This is a genomic window from Streptomyces sp. NPDC050528, from assembly GCF_044457795.1.
GTDB lineage: Bacteria > Actinomycetota > Actinomycetes > Streptomycetales > Streptomycetaceae > Streptomyces.
The window spans coordinates 412,127-431,480 of record NZ_JBITHH010000003.1 but is presented as its reverse complement, the minus strand read 5'-3'; the positions used below and the strand labels follow the sequence as shown (position 1 = coordinate 431,480).

The 19,354-nt window shown below is 70.1% G+C and carries 21 protein-coding genes; 12 read left to right on the top strand and 9 right to left on the bottom strand.

Annotation, left to right across the window (positions count from 1 at the left end; translation table 11 throughout):
• Nucleotides 1-46: 46 nt before the first annotated feature.
• The 5 genes from ACIBK4_RS13390 (at nt 47) to ACIBK4_RS13370 (ending at nt 4,662) form a co-directional block, all read left to right on the top strand.
• Nucleotides 47-421 carry an ArsR/SmtB family transcription factor gene (locus ACIBK4_RS13390; protein WP_398994769.1) on the top strand — a complete coding sequence of 125 codons (375 nt, stop codon included), beginning with the start codon at nt 47-49 and terminating at the stop codon, nt 419-421.
• On the top strand, nt 418-1,050 hold the full coding sequence (locus ACIBK4_RS13385; protein ID WP_398994768.1) for an SRPBCC family protein: 633 nt from the start codon (nt 418-420) through the stop codon (nt 1,048-1,050). Before ACIBK4_RS13390 ends, ACIBK4_RS13385 begins: the two co-directional genes overlap by 4 nt.
• A 109-nt stretch (nt 1,051-1,159) precedes the next feature.
• The gene (locus ACIBK4_RS13380) at nt 1,160-2,215 is read left to right on the top strand and encodes an NAD-dependent epimerase/dehydratase family protein (protein ID WP_398994767.1); all 1,056 of its coding nucleotides are present in this window, start codon (nt 1,160-1,162) and stop codon (nt 2,213-2,215) included.
• Between the two features lie 134 nt (nt 2,216-2,349).
• Nucleotides 2,350-3,714, top strand: a complete 1,365-nt coding sequence (locus ACIBK4_RS13375; RefSeq protein ID WP_398994766.1) for an RICIN domain-containing protein — start codon at nt 2,350-2,352, stop codon at nt 3,712-3,714.
• 42 nt (nt 3,715-3,756) lie between these two features.
• Nucleotides 3,757-4,662: an aldo/keto reductase gene (locus ACIBK4_RS13370; protein WP_398994765.1), complete on the top strand. Its 906-nt coding sequence runs from the start codon at nt 3,757-3,759 to the stop codon at nt 4,660-4,662.
• A gap of 37 nt (nt 4,663-4,699) precedes the next feature.
• Here the strand turns inward: ACIBK4_RS13370 and ACIBK4_RS13365 are convergent, their stop codons facing one another.
• From ACIBK4_RS13365 to ACIBK4_RS13355, 3 genes are all read right to left on the bottom strand, one after another.
• Nucleotides 4,700-5,158: a pyridoxamine 5'-phosphate oxidase family protein gene (locus tag ACIBK4_RS13365; protein WP_398994764.1), complete on the bottom strand. Its 459-nt coding sequence runs from the start codon at nt 5,156-5,158 to the stop codon at nt 4,700-4,702.
• A 78-nt stretch (nt 5,159-5,236) separates the two neighbouring features.
• Nucleotides 5,237-5,947 carry a dienelactone hydrolase family protein gene (locus ACIBK4_RS13360; RefSeq protein WP_398994763.1) on the bottom strand — a complete coding sequence of 237 codons (711 nt, stop codon included), beginning with the start codon at nt 5,945-5,947 and terminating at the stop codon, nt 5,237-5,239.
• Between the two features lie 126 nt (nt 5,948-6,073).
• Entirely contained in the window at nt 6,074-7,162 is a 1,089-nt protein-coding gene (locus ACIBK4_RS13355; RefSeq protein ID WP_398994762.1) for a sodium-dependent transporter, read from the bottom strand.
• Nucleotides 7,163-7,401: 239 nt separating this feature from the next.
• Between ACIBK4_RS13355 and ACIBK4_RS13350 the strand changes: the two genes are divergently transcribed.
• A complete protein-coding gene (locus ACIBK4_RS13350) occupies nt 7,402-7,773 on the top strand; it encodes a BlaI/MecI/CopY family transcriptional regulator (RefSeq protein WP_398994761.1) in 372 nt (123 codons plus the stop codon).
• 102 nt (nt 7,774-7,875) lie between these two features.
• On the opposite strand, the gene ACIBK4_RS13345 is transcribed toward ACIBK4_RS13350, so the two are convergent.
• Nucleotides 7,876-8,727 (bottom strand): putative RNA methyltransferase, encoded by an 852-nt coding sequence (locus ACIBK4_RS13345; protein ID WP_398994760.1) that lies wholly within the window; start codon nt 8,725-8,727, stop codon nt 7,876-7,878.
• A gap of 585 nt (nt 8,728-9,312) precedes the next feature.
• On the opposite strand from ACIBK4_RS13345, the gene ACIBK4_RS13340 reads away from it, so the two are divergent.
• A complete protein-coding gene (locus ACIBK4_RS13340) occupies nt 9,313-9,708 on the top strand; it encodes a VOC family protein (RefSeq protein ID WP_398994759.1) in 396 nt (131 codons plus the stop codon).
• A gap of 55 nt (nt 9,709-9,763) precedes the next feature.
• On the top strand, nt 9,764-10,834 hold the full coding sequence (locus ACIBK4_RS13335; RefSeq protein ID WP_398994758.1) for an adenosine deaminase: 1,071 nt from the start codon (nt 9,764-9,766) through the stop codon (nt 10,832-10,834).
• On the opposite strand, the gene ACIBK4_RS13330 is transcribed toward ACIBK4_RS13335, so the two are convergent.
• Together ACIBK4_RS13330 and ACIBK4_RS13325 are read right to left on the bottom strand one after the other, a co-directional pair.
• Nucleotides 10,816-11,331: a DinB family protein gene (locus ACIBK4_RS13330; RefSeq protein ID WP_398994757.1), complete on the bottom strand. Its 516-nt coding sequence runs from the start codon at nt 11,329-11,331 to the stop codon at nt 10,816-10,818. The genes ACIBK4_RS13335 and ACIBK4_RS13330 overlap by 19 nt on opposite strands.
• A 27-nt stretch (nt 11,332-11,358) precedes the next feature.
• Nucleotides 11,359-12,249, bottom strand: a complete 891-nt coding sequence (locus ACIBK4_RS13325; protein WP_398994756.1) for a LysR substrate-binding domain-containing protein — start codon at nt 12,247-12,249, stop codon at nt 11,359-11,361.
• Nucleotides 12,250-12,375: 126 nt separating this feature from the next.
• Between ACIBK4_RS13325 and mgrA the strand changes: the two genes are divergently transcribed.
• The gene (gene mgrA / locus ACIBK4_RS13320; protein ID WP_033280752.1) at nt 12,376-13,368 is read left to right on the top strand and encodes an L-glyceraldehyde 3-phosphate reductase; all 993 of its coding nucleotides are present in this window, start codon (nt 12,376-12,378) and stop codon (nt 13,366-13,368) included.
• A gap of 15 nt (nt 13,369-13,383) precedes the next feature.
• Here the strand turns inward: mgrA and ACIBK4_RS13315 are convergent, their stop codons facing one another.
• The gene (locus tag ACIBK4_RS13315; protein WP_398994755.1) at nt 13,384-14,370 is read right to left on the bottom strand and encodes an oxidoreductase; all 987 of its coding nucleotides are present in this window, start codon (nt 14,368-14,370) and stop codon (nt 13,384-13,386) included.
• A 104-nt stretch (nt 14,371-14,474) separates the two neighbouring features.
• On the opposite strand from ACIBK4_RS13315, the gene ACIBK4_RS13310 reads away from it, so the two are divergent.
• The gene (locus ACIBK4_RS13310; protein WP_366430597.1) at nt 14,475-15,401 is read left to right on the top strand and encodes an AraC family transcriptional regulator; all 927 of its coding nucleotides are present in this window, start codon (nt 14,475-14,477) and stop codon (nt 15,399-15,401) included.
• Here ACIBK4_RS13310 and ACIBK4_RS13305 read toward each other — a convergent pair.
• Nucleotides 15,391-15,678, bottom strand: coding sequence for a DUF1905 domain-containing protein (locus ACIBK4_RS13305; protein WP_398994754.1), 288 nt, complete (start codon nt 15,676-15,678; stop codon nt 15,391-15,393). The genes ACIBK4_RS13310 and ACIBK4_RS13305 overlap by 11 nt on opposite strands.
• A gap of 75 nt (nt 15,679-15,753) precedes the next feature.
• Entirely contained in the window at nt 15,754-16,137 is a 384-nt protein-coding gene (locus tag ACIBK4_RS13300; protein ID WP_398994753.1) for a nuclear transport factor 2 family protein, read from the bottom strand.
• 391 nt (nt 16,138-16,528) lie between these two features.
• Here ACIBK4_RS13300 and ACIBK4_RS13295 point away from each other — a divergent pair, with 391 nt between their 5' ends.
• Entirely contained in the window at nt 16,529-16,939 is a 411-nt protein-coding gene (locus tag ACIBK4_RS13295; RefSeq protein ID WP_033280890.1) for a hypothetical protein, read from the top strand.
• Between the two features lie 72 nt (nt 16,940-17,011).
• On the top strand, nt 17,012-19,354 hold the full coding sequence (locus ACIBK4_RS13290) for an FHA domain-containing protein (protein WP_398994752.1): 2,343 nt from the start codon (nt 17,012-17,014) through the stop codon (nt 19,352-19,354).

Here is a 19,354-nt window from a genome sequence, read left to right as displayed (position 1 = left end):
CTATCACCGGTCGCTTATATAAGTGACCGGTGATACTTTGGTGCTCATGCACGCTTTCGATGTGCTCGGAGACCCCGTGCGCCGCCGCATCCTGGAGCTGCTCGCCGAGGGCGAGCAGCCCGCCGGCACGGTCAGTGACGTCGTCCGGCGCGAGTTCGGGATAACGCAGCCCGCGGTCTCCCAGCATCTGAAGGTGCTGCGGGAGAACGGTTTCGCGACGGTACGGCCGGACGGCACCCGGCGCCTGTACGCGGTCGACTCCGGGCCGCTGCGGGACATCGACGCCTGGCTCGACCGGTTCCGCCGCTACTGGACCCCTCATCTGGACGCCCTGGCAACCGAGTTGGCCCGCGGCAAGCGCGAACGCCGGCTCCGCGAGGCCGACGACGACAGCCCCGACGAGTCGAGGAGCACCCCATGATCGACGTGACCCACCAGATCAACTCCGTGAGCCGCACGGTCGGCCGCCGCGACTTCCAGGCCGGCGAGGCCCGCGTGATCACCATCAGCCAGTCCTACGGCTCACCGGTCGAGGACGTCTGGGACGCCTGTACCAACCCCGAGCGCATCCCGCGCTGGTTCCTGCCGGTCACCGGTGAACTGCGGCTGGGCGGGAAGTACCAGCTGCAGGGCAACGCGGGCGGCACCGTCGAGCGCTGCGATCCGCCCAACTCCTTCTTCGCCACCTGGGAGTTCGGCGGTGAAGTGAGCTGGATCGAGCTGCGGTTGACGCCCGAGGGCGACGGAACGCGCTTCGAGTTGGAGCACATCGCCCACGTCGACGACACGAAGTGGGCCGAGTTCGGGCCGGGTGCGGTGGGCGTCGGCTGGGACTCGATCCTGCTGGGGCTCGACGGCAATCTGTCGGGCACCAGTCCCGTGAAGCCCGAGGACGCCATGGCCTGGCTGGCGTCCGAGGAGGGCCGCCGTTTCGTCACCTTGAGCAGCGAGGCGTGGTTCGCGGCGAACGTGGCGAGCGGCGAGGACGAGTCGGCGGCCCGCGAGGCGGCCGACCGGACCACCGCCGCTTATACAGGCGCCGAGAGTTGAAAGGCGTAACAGGGGCCGGGAGTTGAGGGTCGTAGCGGCCGAAGCGCTGACCCGGGACCGATCACCGTTGTAGCGTGCGCGCTGGATGCCACGGTGATCGGAGCCAGGGATGAGTGACGGCGGCGAGACGGTGTTGGTGACCGGCGGCAGCGGATTCGTCGGCAGCCATCTGGTCCGGCAGTTGCTGGAGCGCGGCTACCGCGTGCACACCACCGTGCGCTCCCTCGGCAACGAGGCGAAGGTCGCGCCGCTGCGTGCCATGGGAGACCAATTCCCGGGCGCGCTACGGCTGTTCGAGGCCGATCTGCTGGCGGAGGGCTCCTTCGACGCGGCGATGGAGGGCTGCCGGGTCGTCTTCCACGTGGCCTCGCCGTTCCTGATGCCGGAGAAGATCAAGGACGGCCGGAAGGACGTCGTCGACCCCGCGCTCACCGGCACCCGGAACGTCCTCGCCGGCATCGAACGCGCGCCCAGCGTCGAGAAGTTGGTCTTCACCTCGACGGTCGGCGCGATCTTCGGCGACTACGCCGACGTACGGGCGATGAAGGACGGGATCCTCTCCGAGGACTACGTCAACACCAGCAGCACGGTCGAGAACAACCCGTACCACTATGCCAAGACGGTCGCCGAGAGCGCCGCCTGGGACGCCCAGCAGGCGCAGTCCCGTTGGCGCATGGTCTCCGTCAACCCCGGCCTGATCCTGGGCCCTTCACTGACCCCGGCCTCCGACTCCGGCAGCCTCTTCCTCCTCGACGAGCTGTTCAAGGGCTACTTCTTCTACGGGGCACCCGACTTCAGCTTCACCGTCGCCGATGTGCGGGATGTCGCGGGCGCGCACATCGCGGCGGCGGAGAACCCCGAGGCGCACGGCCGGTACATCGTCGCGGACGCCCGGATGGCGTCCTTCCTCGACATGTCACGCGCCTTGCGGCAGCACTTCCCTCGCGCGTACCGGCTGCCCCGGCACGGTCTCCCGCACTGGCCGGTGCGCATTCTGGGCCCGGCGTTCGGGCTCACCCAGGACTACATCCGCAAGCACCTCGGGATCAGGTTCCCCGTCGACAACCGGCGTGGCATCGAGGAACTGGGCATCACCTACCGGCCGTTGGAGGAGACACTCCTCGATCACTACGTGGCCTGGCGGGAGTTGAGGAAGGCGGGCTGAGCGGCACTCGCCCATCGCCGTTCACTCCGCGGACCGTTCAAGGCTCTTGACTGGTTCAGACCACAGGCGCTTGGGTGTGGGCCGATCACCTTTTCGGTGTCATGAGCCTGACCACACTCAACCGAAGGGCACCCATGAGAACCCCCCACGCCCTGCTCGCCGTCACCGCCGCGCTCGCCGCGGTCGTCGCCGCTCCACCGGCCGGAGCCGCCGACGCGGTCCTGGCCGCCGGCACCTACTACGTCCAGAGCGCCACCACCGGGCTCAACGCGGCCGACAAGGGGGGAGCGGTGGAGCAGCACAACCCCAAGGGCAACGAGGACCACCAGCAATGGAACCTCCGGACGAGCGGATCCTCGTACGTCCTGGAGAGCACCGACACGGCCGGCAGCTGTCTGGGCCGTTCGGGCAGCCAGGCGAAGACCGTCTCCTGCGCGAGCGCCGACGCGGCCTGGCAGATCACGCCCATCGGCGGCGACGCGTACACACTCAAAGTCCCGGGCGCGGAAAGCTACTTGACCGTCGGCGCCAAGCCCTCCGGCGCCAACTACCCGGCCCAGCTGGCCATCGGCTCCTCCGGCGACCTCGCCTCCTGGTACCTCACGCCGATCACCTCACCCACCAAGCCGATCCCGGCCCAGGACCAACGCACCCTGGACCAGGTCACGTTCCTCACCGCGCACAACGCCTACGCCAACGGGGTCGACGGTGGTTTCGCCCCGCCGTTCGTGAACTTCTTCCCGAACCAGTCGCGCGGCATCAACCAGCAACTCTCCGACGGCGTACGGGGGTTCATGCTGGACATCCACCAGACCTCCGACGGCGCGATCCTGTGCCACGACAGCTGCACCCTGGTCAGCAGCCCGGTCGCCCTGAACGTCGACCTCCAGCGCATGGTCGACTTCCTCAAGGCGCACCCCGACCAGTTCGTCACCGTGTTCCTTGAGGACTACGTCGACCCGGGCGTCCTGCGCAGCGAACTCGCCCGCGTCAACGGCCTGTACGACGTGCTGTACCGCCCCGACCAGACCGGCGTGCGGCAGAACGGCTGGCCGAAGATGGCCGACCTGATCGCCGCCAACCACCGGCTGCTGATCTTCACCGACCACAGCCGCGCCTCCGACGAGTCGGCCGGTCTCACCCGGGACAGCTTCGGCGTGATGTACCAGCGCGAGTGGACCGTCGAGAACTACTGGTCCATGGGCTCCGGCGCGAGCTCCTCCGACTGGTCCTGCTACAGCCGTTGGTACGGCAACGACCTCAACGTGCCGCTGACGCAGACGTATGCGGGGTTCCGCCCGCTGTTCGTCATGAACCACTTCCGTGACGCGACGATCGCCGGGACGGCGCAGACCGACAACACCAAGGTCCTCGACCGGGCCCAGCGGTTCTGCCAGCCGGCCGCCCGCAAGAAGCCCAACTTCCTTGCGGTGGACCGCTACGACCTCGGTGACCCTGCTTCCGCGGTCAACTCCCTGAACACCTACACGTATCCGTAAAGTGCGGGCGGCCGCGCGGCGCGTGTGTGCGAAACTCCGCTGATGACATCGGAGAAGATCGCCGCGGCCGCCGCGGGCACCTGGACACTCGGCGACCTGACCGTCAACCGCGTCGGCTTCGGAGCGATGCGGCTGACGGGCAGCGCAGCCTTCAACCTCGGGACACCGAGCGACCGCGACCGTTCGATGGCCGTACTGCGCAAGGCGATCGAGCTCGGTGTGAACCACATCGACACGGCCGCCTTCTACTTCTCGTCCCTGCGGTCGGCCAACGAACTCATCAACTCCGCGCTCGCGCCCTACGCGGACGACCTGGTGATCGCCACCAAGGTGGGTCCCTTCCGGAACTACTCGGGGGAGTGGGCCGGTTCCGCCAGGCCCGACGACCTGCGCGGCCATGTCGAGGAGAACCTGCGGCAGTTGGGGCGCGACCACCTCGACGTCGTCTACCTCCGCCGGATGGGGCAGGACTCGATCGCCGAGCACTTCGGCGCGCTGGCCGAACTCCGCGAGGAGGGACTGGTCCGGCACCTCGCGATCTCCGACGTCGAGCCGCGGCACCTGGCCGAGGCGCAGGAGATCGCGCCGGTGGTGAGCGTGCAGAACCGGTTCGGGCTGGACTCGTCCAGCCCCGAGGCCGACGACATGCTGAGGCTCTGCGGGGAACAGGGCGTCGCCTTCGTGCCGTTCTTCGCCATCGCGGGCGAGGCCGGGCCGCAGGGCGCGACCACCGCCCACGACGACGAGGTACTGGCCGTCGCCAACGCCCACGACGCCAGCCCCGCCCAGATCCGCCTCGCCTGGTCCCTCGCCCAGGGCCCGCACGTCCTCGCCATCCCCGGCACGGGCAACCCCGACCACCTCGCCGAGAACGTGGCCACGGGCGCGATCCGGCTCACGGAGGAGGAACTGTCCCGGCTCAACGAGCTGCACAGCAAGGCGGGTTGAGCGACAACGGCGTGGCGGCTTGGGGCTGCAGCGGGGCTCAGACCACCCATGCCCCGTCCCGCATGAGATGCCGCTGGGGCAGCTCACGCACCTCGTGCCACGCCTGGACGGCGACCGGCCGTACCCGGAAGAAGGAGTAGGGCGCACGATCCTCGCGAGGATCCCAGCCGTACTTCGCGCGGAAGGCCTCGACCGCGGCGGCCGGGACGTCCTGGGCGGTGAAGGCCGTCGCCTCACCGTCGACGAGCACGACGTCCCGGGTGTCCGCGAAGGCGAGGCGGGTCCGCCGCCCGACCGTGAGATTACGGCCGGTGGGATTCGTGGCCCGGGTGGACAGCCACACGGCCTGCCCGTCCCACAGAAACCACAGCGGCACCAGACACGGCACCCCGCCGGCATCCGCCGAGGCCACCCAGATGTCCAACTCCCGCTCCAGCCGGGCCAGTACGTCACGCTTGCGGTCTTCGGGGCTGCGGGGTGGCGCGGTGATCCTCATGCGCGGGACGCTACTTGCGGAGAGCGGGCGGCGCCTCGGGCCGGGGGTGTAGGACCTTGGCCCGAGGACGCCGGGGCGTCAGCCCAGTTGCTTGTGCAGGAACGGCACCGTGCTTGCCCAGGCGCGGGTGGCGGAGTCGGCGTCGTAGACCGGGCGGCCGTCGTTGAAGAAGGCGTGGTTGGCCGGGTAGAGGCGCAGGTCCGGGGTGATGCCGGACTGGTCCTGGATGTGCTTGGCGAGGGCGTCGAGGCTTGCCACCGGGATGCTCTCGTCCAACTCGCCGTAGTGGCCCTGGATTTGGGCCTTCAGGCCGGAGAAGTCGGGGAGTTCGCCCTGGATCACGCCGTAGAACGGCACCGCCGCGCTGACCCGGGGGTCGGCCGCGGCCAGGTACAGGACGAAGCCGCCGCCCATGCAGAAGCCGACCGCGCCGACCGTGTCCGAGGTGACCTCGGGGAGGGAGAGGAGGTGGTCGACCGCGCCGGAGAGCAGTTCGACGCCGCGGGCGACCGGGAGGGCCAGCATCATGCGCAGGGCCTCGTCGCTCTCGTGGGCCACGTTCCCGCCGTAGAGGTCGGGGGCGAAGGCGACGAAGCCCTCCTGGGCGAGTCGGTCGGCGACGTCGGCGATGTGGTCGGTCAGGCCCCACCATTCCTGGATCACGATCACGCCCGGCCCGCTCCCGGACGGCGGCAGGGCGAGGTAGCCGTGGGCAGTGCCGCCGGCGCTGGGGAAGGTGACGTTCTGGTGGGCCGGGGCTCCGGTCGACTTCGGCAGCTCGGAGGACATGGGGCTCAACTCCTGTACGGCGATGCTCGGTAGGGGTGTCGTCGGGGCGGGGCCCGACGTGATCCCCAGCCTGTCACGACCGGGTTCGGGGGGCGCCCCGGCCCCTCGTTTCGCTTGCCCGGCCCCTCACTTCGCTTGTCGGACGCGGACCGGCGCCGGGCTTGTTTCCTGTCCTATGCGGACCACCCGTCCGGCGGCCACCTTCTGCAGCAGCCCGTACGCCAGCACCGGCAGCAGGATGTGCGGACGGTCGGGCAGGGTCGTCGTGATGAGCACCGCGCTCGCGCTGCTGTTGTTCATGCCGCAGGCGAGTGTCACCGAGGCGCCGGCCCGGGCGTCGAGGCGCAGAGCCCGCGCCGCTACTCGGCCCAGGGTGAAGGACAGGCCGCACACCGTCGCGGCGACCGCGAGGGCGGCCAGCAGGAGCACCGGGCGGGGGTGGCGCAGGAACGGGCCGAGCACCCCGCTCGCGTTGACGTACGTCAGCAGGAGCGAAGCCGGGAGCGCGGCGGGGACGGCCACGCCGATGAGTCTGTTCAGCGCGCGGCGGGGCAGGACGAGCCGGCACAGGATGCCCGTCGCGCACGGCAGGACGACCGAGGTGAGGGCGAAGGCGTCACCGGCCGAGTGGGCGGCGACGGCGAGTCTGCCCGCGTAGTCGCCCTGGAGCAGCGGGCACAGGACGGCCAGGGTGAGCGGGACGGTCAGCGGGCTGATGAGAGTGGAGGCGAGTACCAGGCCCACCGCCGTGGGCTGGTCGCCGTCCCCCTTCGCGGTCCACACCGTCGCCCCGGCGGCCACCGGCATCGCGACGACGAGGATCATCGCGGCGATCATGCCGCTGCCGCCGTCGTGGTCCGGCGACAGCCGCAGCGCGAGGGCCACCCCGGGGACGATCAGCAGTGGCACCAGGATGTGCAGCGCGAGACCCGCGAGCAGGGCGGCGGGGCGCCGTACCAGCAACCGCAGTTCACGCAGCGGGACCTGGAGGCCGGCGCCGAACAGGACGAGGGCGAGGAGTAACTGGGGTGTCCGCAGGGACAGTTCGGGGATGCCCGTCGTATGCGGGTGCCGGAGCCACAGGCCCGGTCCTGGCAGCACGGCCGCGGCGAGGTACGTCACCGCGACGGCTCGGCCCAGATGGCGGCGGAGCAGGGTGAGCAGGCGCGGTAGGGAGGGAAACCCGGCGGGGATCCCGGATGACTGGGGACACATCGTGGCGCTCTTCCGTCGTAGGACCTGGGCGGAGACGGAGCGCCGGTATCGCGTGGAAGCCGGTCGACACGCGCAAGCTGGTGAGTGTGTGAAGCCCTGCGGTCATCGTCGACGGTCCCTTCCATAATGGGCGGGCGGAAACGGGCACACGGGCGCGGTGACGAGACGGCACCCGAGTGACTACAATTCTGTAGACGGTCTACTGAACTGTAGACGAAGACGGGGTGAGGATCGTTCCCATGGCCGACGAGAAGGACGAACGCCGACCGGCGGGTGAGCTGGAGGCCACCGTCATGGCCGCACTCTGGGCCGCCGGCGACCCGCAGACCCCCGGGGAGGTGCAGCTGCACCTCGGCGCGGGCCTGGCCCGCACCACCGTGACGACGATCCTGACCCGGCTGCACGACAAGGGCGTCGTGGACCGGCGGCGGCAGGGGCGCGGGTACGCCTACTTCCCGGTGCAGGACGCGCAGGGGCTCACCGCGCGGCGGATGCATACGGAACTTGATCGGGACGGGGACCGGGAGACGGTCCTGGCTCGGTTCGTCGCGCAGTTGAGCCCTGACGACGAGCGGGTGCTGCGGGACCTTCTGGAATCCGGAGAGGCGTGAAGTCGTCCGGCTGACTCCCTGCCTTCCCCGTGTTGTGGAGAGGGCAGGGCGCCACGCGTGCCCCTTGCTGGTCGGTCAACAGGCTCACGAGCCCGCCAGTGGTCACCGAGGCCGGTAGGCCGTGGCCAGTACGGAGACGGTGACGTGGTCCGGCAAAGGGCCGGCGTCATTCAGGTCCGCACCGCTCAAGTGACGCGCGCTCGGCGTCATCCCGACCAGGTCGAGGGTCTCCTGCCTGGTCAAGGGTGCGGTGTACTCGACCTCTTCGGTTACGGCGGTCTCGAAGAAGGGATCCATCGCCCGGTACAGGCGTTGCTCCTTGGCCGGGTCGATCGTGACCATCGCGGGGACCCGTCCGCGCAGCTCGGCGAGATGCCGCCCGGTGGGGCGGACCACGATCAGCCGACCGGTCGGGCGCAGGACGCGGTGGAACTCGACCGGGTTGCGCGGAGCGAACACGTCCAGCACGACCTCGGCCACTCCGTCGGCCAGCGGGAAGGGACGGAAGACGTCCCAGGCCGCCGCGGCGGCTCGTTCATGGGCGCGAGCCGCCGAGCGCAGTGCGCGTACCGACGTGTCCAGCCCCAGACCACGGGCACCGGGCAACTGATCGAGTACGCCGGCCAGGTAGTAGCCCGTACCGCACCCGACGTCGACGACCGTGGCCCGCTCGGGCGCGGAGTCGGCCGACAGGCGGGCAACGACCTTGCGGATGGGCGCGTATGTGTCGGTCGACAGGAACCGGTCCCGGGCCTGGGCCATGGCCGCGTCGTCGCCGCTGGTGGCACGGGCGCCCGTCACCAGGCTGACGTAGCCGTGGCGGGCGATGTCGAAAGTGTGGCCCGCCGGACAGCGCAGCGCGCCCCGGTCGGGGTGCAGGCCGCGCGCGCGGCACGTCGGGCAGCGCAGCAGGTCGAGGGACAGCGCGAGGGCAGGGGGAAGCAACATGGGCACGAGGCGCTCCTGGCAAGGGGGAGGGGAAGGGGCCGTGCCTGCGCGCGCTCGGGACGTCACTGCCGCAACGAGAAACAGAAGGAGCAACAGGCAGTGCCGAAAAGGCGGTTCACGCAGCAGGCACACCAAGGAGGGCGACGCCGTCCGGCCTCGCCCTCAACGCCTTCCGGTTACAGGAAGCAGCAGTGCGGGGTGCTCATGAATGCCACGCCGTGAGTCTACGAGCATCGGCGAAGCCGCTCCGGTCGCCGATGCCGGGAGACGCGGCCGGGGCGACCGAACCCGGCCGGCATCCGCCGCGCTCCGCCGACCTCGCCTATCCGCCCCGCGCGCCTGCCGGGCGGATCAAACTCCGGTACCGCGCGCCCCTCGCGTCAGCCGAGTCCTCCAGCCTCGCGCCGCATCCCCGCCAACACCCCGCTGACCTGCCCATTCACCCAGCCGCGTCCAACTCCCCGGCACCCCCAGAGCCCCGTCGCCCCACAGCCTCCCCAACCCCCTCGGAATACGACTGGCGCGCGCCAAGTTTTACGTATAACCTCACCCGTCAATCCCCCCGACCGGAACCCGCACGGAGACCCCCCGATGAGCCGTATCGCCCTGGTCACCCTCGTCGTCGACGACTACGACGAGGCGATCCGCTTCTACACCGAAGCCCTCGGCTTCCGCCTCGTCGAGGACGCGCCCCGGCCCGACGGCTCCCGTTGGGTCGTCGTGACGCCGCCCGGGGCGGACACGGACGGTTCCGGACTGCTGCTCGCCCGGGCCAAGGGAGAGAGTCAGAGTGCCCGGGTCGGTGACCAGACCGGTGGCCGTGTCGGGTTCTTTCTGCACACCGACGACTTCGCCCGCGATCACGCCCGTATGCTCGCCGCAGGCGTGACGTTCCTGGAGGAGCCGCGGCACGAGCCGTACGGTTCCGTCGCCGTGTTCCAGGATCTGTACGGCAACCGCTGGGACCTGCTCCAGCCCGCCGCCTGACCCCCGTACCGCCCGCTCTCCCGCTCACCGAACGACGACCGAGGAACCTCCGCACATGTCATCTACGCGCATAGACGCCGACACCCTCCGCCAGCTCCCCAAGGCCGTGCTGCACGACCACCTCGACGGCGGTCTGCGCCCCGCCACCGTGGTGGAGCTCGCGGAGTCGGTCGGGCACACGCTGCCCACCACCGACCCGGACGAGCTGGCCGCCTGGTACTTCGACGCCGCCAACTCCGGTGATCTGGTGCGCTACATCGCCACCTTCGAGCACACCCTCGCCGTGATGCAGAACCGCGAGGGCCTGCTGCGCACCGCCGAGGAGTACGTCCTCGACCTCGCGGCCGACGGTGTCGTCTACGGCGAGGTGCGCTACGCCCCCGAGCTGAACACCAACGGTGAACTCACGCTCGCCGAGGTCGTCGAGACCGTCCAGGAGGGGCTCGCGGCCGGTATGGCGAAGGCCGCTGCGGCGGGTACGCCGGTCCAGGTGCGGACGTTGCTGTGTGGGATGCGGATGTTCGACCGGGTCGCCGAGGCGGCCGACCTCGCGGTGGCGTTCCGGGACGCGGGTGTCGTCGGCTTCGACATCGCCGGTGCCGAGGACGGGTTCCCGCCCGCCGACCACCTCGCCGCGTTCGAGCACCTGCGCCGCGAGAGCGTCCCGTTCACGATCCACGCCGGTGAGGCGCACGGCCTGCCCAGCATCCACCAGGCACTGCAGGTGTGCGGCGCCCAGCGCATCGGCCACGGCGTCCGCATCACCGAGGACATCGTCGACGGCAAGCTCGGCCGCCTGGCTGGCTGGGTGCGTGACCGTCGTATCGCCCTGGAGATGTGCCCGACCTCCAACCTCCAGACGGGCGCGGCCAGTTCGATCGCCGAGCACCCCATCACCGCCCTCAAGGACCTGGGCTTCCGCGTCACCCTGAACACCGACAACCGACTGGTGTCCGGTACGACGATGACGCGCGAGATGTCCCTGCTGGTCGAGGAGGCGGGCTGGACGGTCGAGGACCTGCGCACCGTCACGGTGAACGCCCTGAAGAGCGCGTTCATCCCGTACGACGAGCGCAAGGCCCTCATCGAGGACGTCGTCCTGCCGGGTTACGCCTCCGCGCTCTGAAGCAACCCGCGTACATACGCGGCCTGTCCGACGTGTTCGAGATCGTCGGACAGGACGCTGACCAGCCGCACGCCCAACGTGACCGGCGGGTCCCAGCGTTCGTCCACGATCCGCTCGTAGTCCTCGGGGGTCAGCCCGCGCACATACGCGAGCGTCTGGTCGTGCACGGCGTCGTAGTACCCGGTCAGCTGCCCGGCCGACTCGACCCGCACCTTGCCGACCTTCGCCGAGGTGTGGCCGTATCCCGTGTCCTCGGGCGGCAGATCGAGGCCGAAGCGCTTCTCCCAACCCTGGGTCAGCCAGACCTGGTCGAGGCCGGCCGCGTCGGCGACATGGTCGTCCTGGACGCGGGTGAGATGCCAGATCAGCCAGGCGATGGAGCTGGCGTCGGGGGCCACGCGCGCGTGCAGTTGGTCAGGGGTGAGGCCGTCGAGGGCGGCATGGACTTCTTCCTGGACGCGGCCGTACGCGTCGATGAGGATGTCGTTGGCATGCATACGACCACCATCGCGCATCGCCGTCCGTCATGCGGCCGGAGTGTCGGTTTCCAGGATCGTCATCAGGGCCCGGGCCGCCGGACTGGTCGCCTGTGGGGGCGGCAGCAGGGCCACCGTCTCGTAGACCTCCTCGCCGGTGCCCTTGAGGGGGAGTGCGGTGAGGGGCTCGCGCTTGTGGCGGAAGTGCTGGGGGACCACCGCGATGCCGAGGTTCTCGTCGATCAGGTCGAGGAGGCTGTGCACGTCGTTGACCTCCAGCGCGACCGTCCGCCGTACGCCCGCCGCGGCGAAGACGGCGTCCGTGGTGCGGCGCGAGGCCCAGTCCGGGTGGAAGTCGACGAAGACCTCGCCGCCGAGGTCGTCCGGAGTGACCGCAGCGCCGGTCTCCGCGAGCCGGTGGCTGGGATGGCACAGCACGGTCATCGGCTCGCTGGTCAGCGATACGGAGCGCAGCTGGTCGGTGTCCGCCTGCGTACGGTAGGCGAACGCCAGGTCGAGTCGCCCGGCCGCGACCTCCTCCGCCAGCGCGCCCGAACCCGCCTGCCGCAGCCGGATCTCCACATCGGGGTGAAGGCGCCGGAACGCGGCCAGCAGCCCCGCCACGTGCACCCCGGCGATGCACTGCTCGGTGCCCAGGGACAGCGTGCCGCGCAGCACGCCCTGCACCGCGGCCACCGCCTCGTGCGCCGAGCGGACCTGCGCCAGGATGCGTTCCGCCTCGCCGAGCAGCGCGCGGCCGGCCTCCGTGAGCGTGACCCGGCGGGTGGTGCGGACGAACAGCGGGGTCTGCAACTCCCGCTCCAGGGCGCGGATCGACGCCGACAGGCCCGACTGGGACACCATCAGCCGCTCGGCCGCACGGGTGAAGTGCTGGTCCTCAGCGACGGCGATGAAATGCTGGAGATGACGCAGTTCCATGATTGAGAAGCGTAGCCGCTGAATTCCATCGGATTCTTCTGTTGGACCACTGCCCGCAGGTCACGACAGGGTGGGCGGTGGTTCCCTGGAACCGGTATCCCGTGTGCCAACCCCTCTGGAGTCGCGTTGTACACCGCACACCCCGACCGTTACGCGGACCTGCCCTACCGGCGCACCGGACGCAGCGGTCTGAAACTCCCCGCGATCTCGCTGGGCCTGTGGCACAACTTCGGGCCCGACCGCCCGGTCGACACCCAGCGCGCCATCCTGCGCCGCGCCTTCGACCTGGGCGTCACCCACTTCGACCTCGCCAACAACTACGGCCCGCCGCCCGGCGCCGCCGAGTCCGCCCTCGGCGAGGCGCTGAAGGCGGACTTCGGGTCGTACCGCGACGAGCTGGTGATCTCCACCAAGGCCGGCTATCTGATGTGGCCCGGCCCCTACGGCGAGTGGGGTTCGCGCAAGTACGTGCTGTCCTCGCTGGACCAGAGCCTCAGCCGCATGGGCCTGGACTACGTCGACATCTTCTACTCGCACCGCCCCGACCCGGAGACTCCCCTGGAGGAGACGATGGGCGCCCTGCACTCGGCGGTCCAGCAGGGCAAGGCGCTCTACGTCGGCATTTCCAACTACTCGGCGGAGCAGACCCGGGAAGCCGCCCGCATCCTCGGCGAGCTGGGAACCCCGCTCCTCATCCACCAGCCGCGCTACTCGATGCTCGACCGGCGCCCCGAGGACGAGGGCCTGCTCGACGCCCTCGACGAACTCCAGGTCGGCTCCATCGTCTTCTCCCCGCTGGAGCAGGGGCTGCTCAGCTCCCGCTACCTCGACGGCATCCCGGAGGGTTCGCGGGCGGCGAGCGACAGCCCGTTCCTGAACTCCGACGCCGTCACCGAGGACCTGGTCGGACAGCTCCGCGCCCTGAACGACATCGCCAAGGGTCGCGGTCAGACCCTCGCCCAGCTCGCCCTCGCCTGGGTGCTGCGCGGTGGCCGGGTCACCTCCGCGCTGGTCGGCGCGAGCAGCCCGCAGCAGATCGAGGACAGCGTCGCGGCCACCCGCAACCTGGACTTCGACGCCGACGAGCTGGCCCGCATCGACGCGATCATCAAGCCGTAGGGCACCTCACGGCCGTCAGGCCGTGAGCCGCTCGCTGACCTCCCAGAGGCGGGCCGCCGACTCCGGGTCCACGGCGCGGGACAGCACCCCAGGGATGGTGTCCCCGCCGGCCCAGGCGGCCTCGTCCTCGGGGGCGAGCAGCGGGCTGATGTCGACGTTCTCGCAGTAGACCCCGCCGAGACCGTCGAGCTGCGGGCTGGTCGCGCACCACACGCTGGTGGCGGCGCCCTGCTGCACGGTCTTCATCTGGCGCTCGGGGTCACGGATCGGCTTGCCCTCGGCGTCGAGCGCGCCCGCGGCCTGGAGCGCCGCCGGGTCGAGGTGCTTGACCAGGCCGGTGTCGATGATCAGGCCCGGGTGCACCGCGAACGCGCGGATGCCCTCGGCCTGTCCGCGCCGGTCCACCTCGACGGCGAACAGGGCGTTGGCCGTCTTGGACTGGCCGTAGGCGAGGAACGGCTCGTACTTCCTGTGCTCGAACTGCAGGTCGTCGAAGTCGACGCCGGCGAAGCGGATGCCCCGCGAGGACAGGACGACGACCCGCGCGCCATTCGCCGCGACCAGCGCGGGCCACAGCCTGGTCGTCAGCTGGAAGTGCCCGAGGTGGTTGGCGGCGAACTGCGACTCGTAGCCGCGCGCGTCCCGCGCCAGCGGGGTCGCCATGATCCCGGCGTTGTTCACCAGGAGGTGCAGCGGACGCCCGGAGGCCAGGAACTTCTCCGCGAAGGCGTCGATGGACGCCGGGTCCAGCAGGTCCATGTGCTCGACCTCGGTCCCGGGGAGGACCGCGAGCGCCGTCCTGGCCCGCTCCACGTCCCTCGCGGGTACGACGATCCGCGCGCCGGCGCCGTGCAGCACGCGGGCCGTTTCCAGGCCGATGCCGGAGTAGCCGCCGGTGACGATCGCGACCTTGCCGGTCAGGTCGACGCCCTTGATCACCTCCTCGGCGGTGGTCGAGGCGCCGAAGCCGGAATTCAGGGGCTGCTGTGCGGTGCTGGTCATGTCTGCTCTCTCCTCATCAGCTTGAGCTGGTGAGACCACCGTAGGTCGACCGATCCGTACGATGAATACTTGAGAATCCGCATAACTTGCGTGATAGTTCGAACATGACCGTGGATCCGCTCTCCGACGCCCTCGCCGTCGCCGATGCCCGCAGCGTGTTCTCCGGCGGCTTCACGGCCGGCGGCGACTGGGCCATCGAGCTGCGCGGGCGCGACCGGCTGAAGGTGAACGCCGTGGTGCAGGGCAGCTGTCTGCTGGTCCGGGACGGCGGTGAGCCCCTGCGGCTCGCCGAGGGGGACGTCGTGATCTCCGACGGTGGCCAGCCGTACACCCTGTGCAGCCGGCCCGGTGTCGCGCCGACCGACTCCGCGGACGTCGTCATGGACCCGGCGACCCGGATGGGCAGGCTCGGGCAGGGTGACGCGGTGGACGTCGCCTGCGTCTCCGGGCACATCGACCTGAGCCGGGACCGCGGCGATTTGCTGCGGCGGGCGCTGCCGGAGCTCGTGCACGTCCGTGCGGACTCGCCCGAAGCCGGTGTACTGCGGTGGCTCATCGGGCAGTTGGCGGCCGAGATGCGGACGCGCCGGGCCGGGGTCGAGTTCGTGTCGGCGCAGCTCGCGCAGCTGATGTTCGTGCAGGTGCTGCGGGTCTGCCTGACCGACGCGGACGGCCTGCCGCCCGGCTGGCTGCGCGCCCTCGCCGACGAACGGCTCGCCCCCGCGCTCCGCTTGATGCACGGCGACCCGGCCCACCCTTGGCAGTTGGAGGAGCTGGCCCGGGCGGCCGCGATGTCCCGCACGACGTTCGCCGTACGGTTCAAGGAGGCGGCCGGGGTGCCGCCCCTGACCTATCTGCTCAACTGGCGGATGAATCTTGCCGCCCGGGCCCTGCGCCAGGACGCCGCGCCGGTCGGGGCGCTCGCCCGTTCCGTCGGCTACACCTCCGAGAGCGCCTTCAGCAACGCCTTCAAACGGGCGGTCGGGGTGGCGCCGCGGCGGTATCGCGAAGAGGCCCTGGCTAGGAGTTGAGCCGTTCTTCGAGGCGGACGGTGACTCGGTCGCCCTCGCTTTTGTCGATGGCCTTTCGAAGATCGGCTTTCACGGGGAGTTTGTGGGTGCCGTCGCCCAGGGCCATGAACGAACTGCGGAAAGGATGTCCGTCGATCGTGCCGCGGACCTTGACCAGACCACGGGTGCCGAAGAATGCGACGGACTCGGGCCAGACGAGATAGGTCCAGCCGCCGTCGTTCGGGCTTTTGATCAATTCGGCGGTGAATTCCTCGTTCAACGGGGTGCCGGTGCTCATGATGTCCTCCACTCGGGATGGCCTGCCGTACAAGAGACCACCCCGAGCGGGAAAACTCATCGCGGACGCCGGCCCTCAGGCTCCGGCCGGCACCCGGTCGAGAAAACCGAGCACGGAGCGGATACGGCCGTCCCCGTCCAGCGTGATCACGTCGAAGCCGGCGACGGGCGCCGAGCCATCGGTCTCGCTCACCAACTCCCAAGCGAAACGCACGGTTTCGTGGTGCCCGTCGACGGCGCCCAGCGGACGGAAGGCGAACCCGGGGAACTGCTCGTGCGCCCCGGCGATCAGCCCCGCGATCTCCGTGTGGCCGGTGACTGACGCCAGCGGGTCGGTGTATGTACCCTCGACGGACCAGGCGGCGGCGACCGCCTTCGCGAGCGCCTCCGGTTCGCCCGCGTTCCAGGCCTCGAAGTAGCGGGCGACGGCGCTCTCGTATCGGTCGGTGTTCACGGACATGGTGAATCAGCCTCCAGCGAGGTCGTTCGTACTGGTCAGGGTCCGGATCGCGATGCCTGCCGACCCGGTGCCTCCACCCTGCCGGGGCTCGCGGGAAGCGTCGATTACCCCTCGGGTAATGACGGCGTGAGACCACCACAAAAGGGGTCCCGAAGCTTTTCGGCCACCGGAGGCTGTGAATATGCCAAGAGAGTGGCTAAAAAGTCGTGGTGACAGTGTTTCGGGAGTGAACATACTCGACTGCTAGGGCATGACTTCGCGCGTGCCCGGGCATGACTTCACGAGGCAAATCCGCCATCGTGCGCACCACCTGAGCCACCCGAGCCGCCAGAAGAGCCGCATGGAAAGCGAGGCCCGACCGGCAATCGAGACACGCGACGGGGGAGTGATCGTGCACGACGAATTCCTGTGCCATGTCACCGCGTACGGTACCTGCGGTGGACAGCGCGTCGGGGTGCCTCTGGGAACCTACCGTGCGCCGACCCTGGCACTGGCCCTGTGGTGGTTACGGGACCGCGCGGTGTGGATGGCCGACCGGCTCGACCCGCAACCGGAGAACCCGCGCTTCCCCCGGGGTGCCCTGGTGCCGGTCTCGGACACGGCCCCCGACGTGCCCCGCGCGTTACGGACATGGTCGCGTGACGTCGGCCAACAGGAGCAGGTCGCCTACGAGTTGGCGGCCGGGCGGCTGGTGCAGATCGCCATCAGCGACGAGACCACCGAGTACGAGCTGCTCGCCGAATCGGTCGACGCCCTCCGGATGCAGCGGACCGTTCCGGCACTCGTCGTCCCTGTCGCCTGACACGTGTCGACCACCGCACACCTCTGACCGCTGGCCGGGCGCACGGGTGAACGAATCGGTAGAATTCAGGGCATGCCAGAGCGGCCGATGGTGCCGACAGCGCCCGAACTCCTCCTGGAGACGGAATCGGGCTCCACGGTCATGACCCCGGGCCGCGACTACCACGTCGGCCGCGATCCCCTCAGCGACATCGTCATCGACGACGCCCGCGTCTCCTGGCACCACGCGGTCCTGCGGCCCGACGCCGACCACTGGACGCTGGAGGACGAGCACAGCACCAACGGCACCTATGCCGACGGCCGCCGCATCCAGGAGTGGGGCGTCGGCCCCGGCAGCGTGATCCGCTTCGGCAACCCGGCCGACGGCCCGTGCGTCACCCTGGCCGACCGCCCCGCCCCGGCCCCGGAACGCCCCTCGGCCGTGTCCATGCCCGCCTTCACCGGCACGTTCCGGCAACCGACGACCGTACGACCGCTGCCCAGCCGGACCGTCCGCATCGGCCGGGCCGGCGACAACGACCTCGTCGTCGACGACCTGATCGTCTCCCGCCGCCACGCCGAGCTACGGGCCATGCCGGACGGGACGTACGAGATCGTCGACCTCGGCAGCCACAACGGCACCTACCTCAACGGCCAGCCCGTCGCCCGCGCCCCCATCGGGCCGGGTGACATCGTCGGCATCGGACACTCCGCGTTCTGTCTCGTCGGCGACCAGTTGCAGGAGTACGTCGACACCGGCGAGGTCTCCCTCGACGTACAGGACCTCACCGTCGCTGTCGACCACGGCCGCAAGATTCTTCTCGACCAGGTCTCGTTCCCGGTCGGCGAGAAATGTCTGCTCGCCGTCGTCGGACCCAGCGGCGCCGGCAAGTCCACCCTGCTGAACGCGCTCACCGGCCAGCGCCCCGCCGACCGAGGCACCGTCCTGTACGACGGCCGCGACCTCTACCGCGATTACGCCGAACTGCGCCAGCGCATCGGCCTGGTCCCGCAGGACGACATCCTGCACGCCCAGCTCACCGTGCGCAGCGCCCTGTCGTACGCGGCCGAACTCCGCTTCCCCCAGGACACCGCCAAGGCCGAACGGCAGGCCAGGGTCGACGAGGTCGTACGCGAACTCGGCCTCGAACAGCGTGCCGCGCAGCCCGTGCACAGCCTCTCCGGCGGTCAGCGCAAGCGGGTCAGCGTGGCGCTGGAACTGCTGACCAAGCCGTCGCTGCTCTTCCTCGACGAACCGACCTCCGGACTCGACCCCGGCATGGACCGCTCGGTGATGCACATGCTGCGCGGCCTCGCCGACGACGGCCGTACCGTCATCGTCGTCACCCACAGCGTCCTCAGCCTCGACGTGTGCGACCGGCTCCTGGTGCTCGCGCCCGGCGGCAAGGTCGCCTACTACGGGCCGCCCGACGACGCCCTCGCCTTCTTCGGCTTCGAGCACTGGCCGGAGGCCTTCGAGGCCTTCGAGCGGGACCAACAGCGGGACTGGGCGGGGGAGTTCAGGAACTCGCCCTTCCAGCGCCAGTACATCGTCAACTCGACCGCTCAGCCCCACCAGTTGGGCTCGGGCGCGGTCGCCGCGGCTGTGCCGCCGCCCAGGCCGCGCAGCCGTAGCGCTCAACTCGGCACCCTGGTCCGCCGGTACACGGCGGCGCTCGCCGCCGACCGCACGTTCCTCGTCATCATGATCGCGCTGCCGTTCGTGATGGGCGCGATGGCCCGCGCGCTGGCAGGCAGCGAGCTGACCCGGGAGACGGCGATGAACGCGCTGCTCATCCTCTGTGTCGGCGGTGTGCTCACCGGTGCGGCCAATGCCGTGCGCGAACTCGTCAAGGAACGTGCGATCTACCGGCGCGAGAGAGCCGTCGGCCTCTCCAGATCGGCGTATCTGCTCTCCAAGGTCGTCGTCCTGGGCGCGATCACCGTGGCGCAGGCCGTGGTGCTCACCCTCGTCGGACTCTTCGGCGTCGACCTCAACGCGCCGGGCGGCAAAGGGGTGTTGATGCCGCCCCTGATCGAAATCACCGTGGCCGTCGCCCTGTTGTCCTTCACCGCGATGATGCTCGGCCTGCTGGTCTCCGCGATGGTGCGCAAGGAGGAGGTGACGATGCCGCTGCTGGTGCTGCTCGCCATCGTCCAAGTGGTGTTCTGCGGCGCCCTGTTGAAGCTGCACGGCGTACCCGGCCTGGAACAGCTGTCCTGGCTGGTGCCCTCGCGCTGGGCGCTCGGCGGGATGGCCGGCACCATCGGGCTGGCCCGGATCGTGCCGGGCGAGCTGACCGGCGACCCGATGTTCCGGCACTCGGCCGGGGTGTGGCTGCTCAACATGGGCATGCTGGTCGTGCTGTCGCTGCTCTTCGGCTTCCTGGTCTCCCGGCTGCTGCGGCGCCACGAACCCGCCGTGATGCGGAAATAG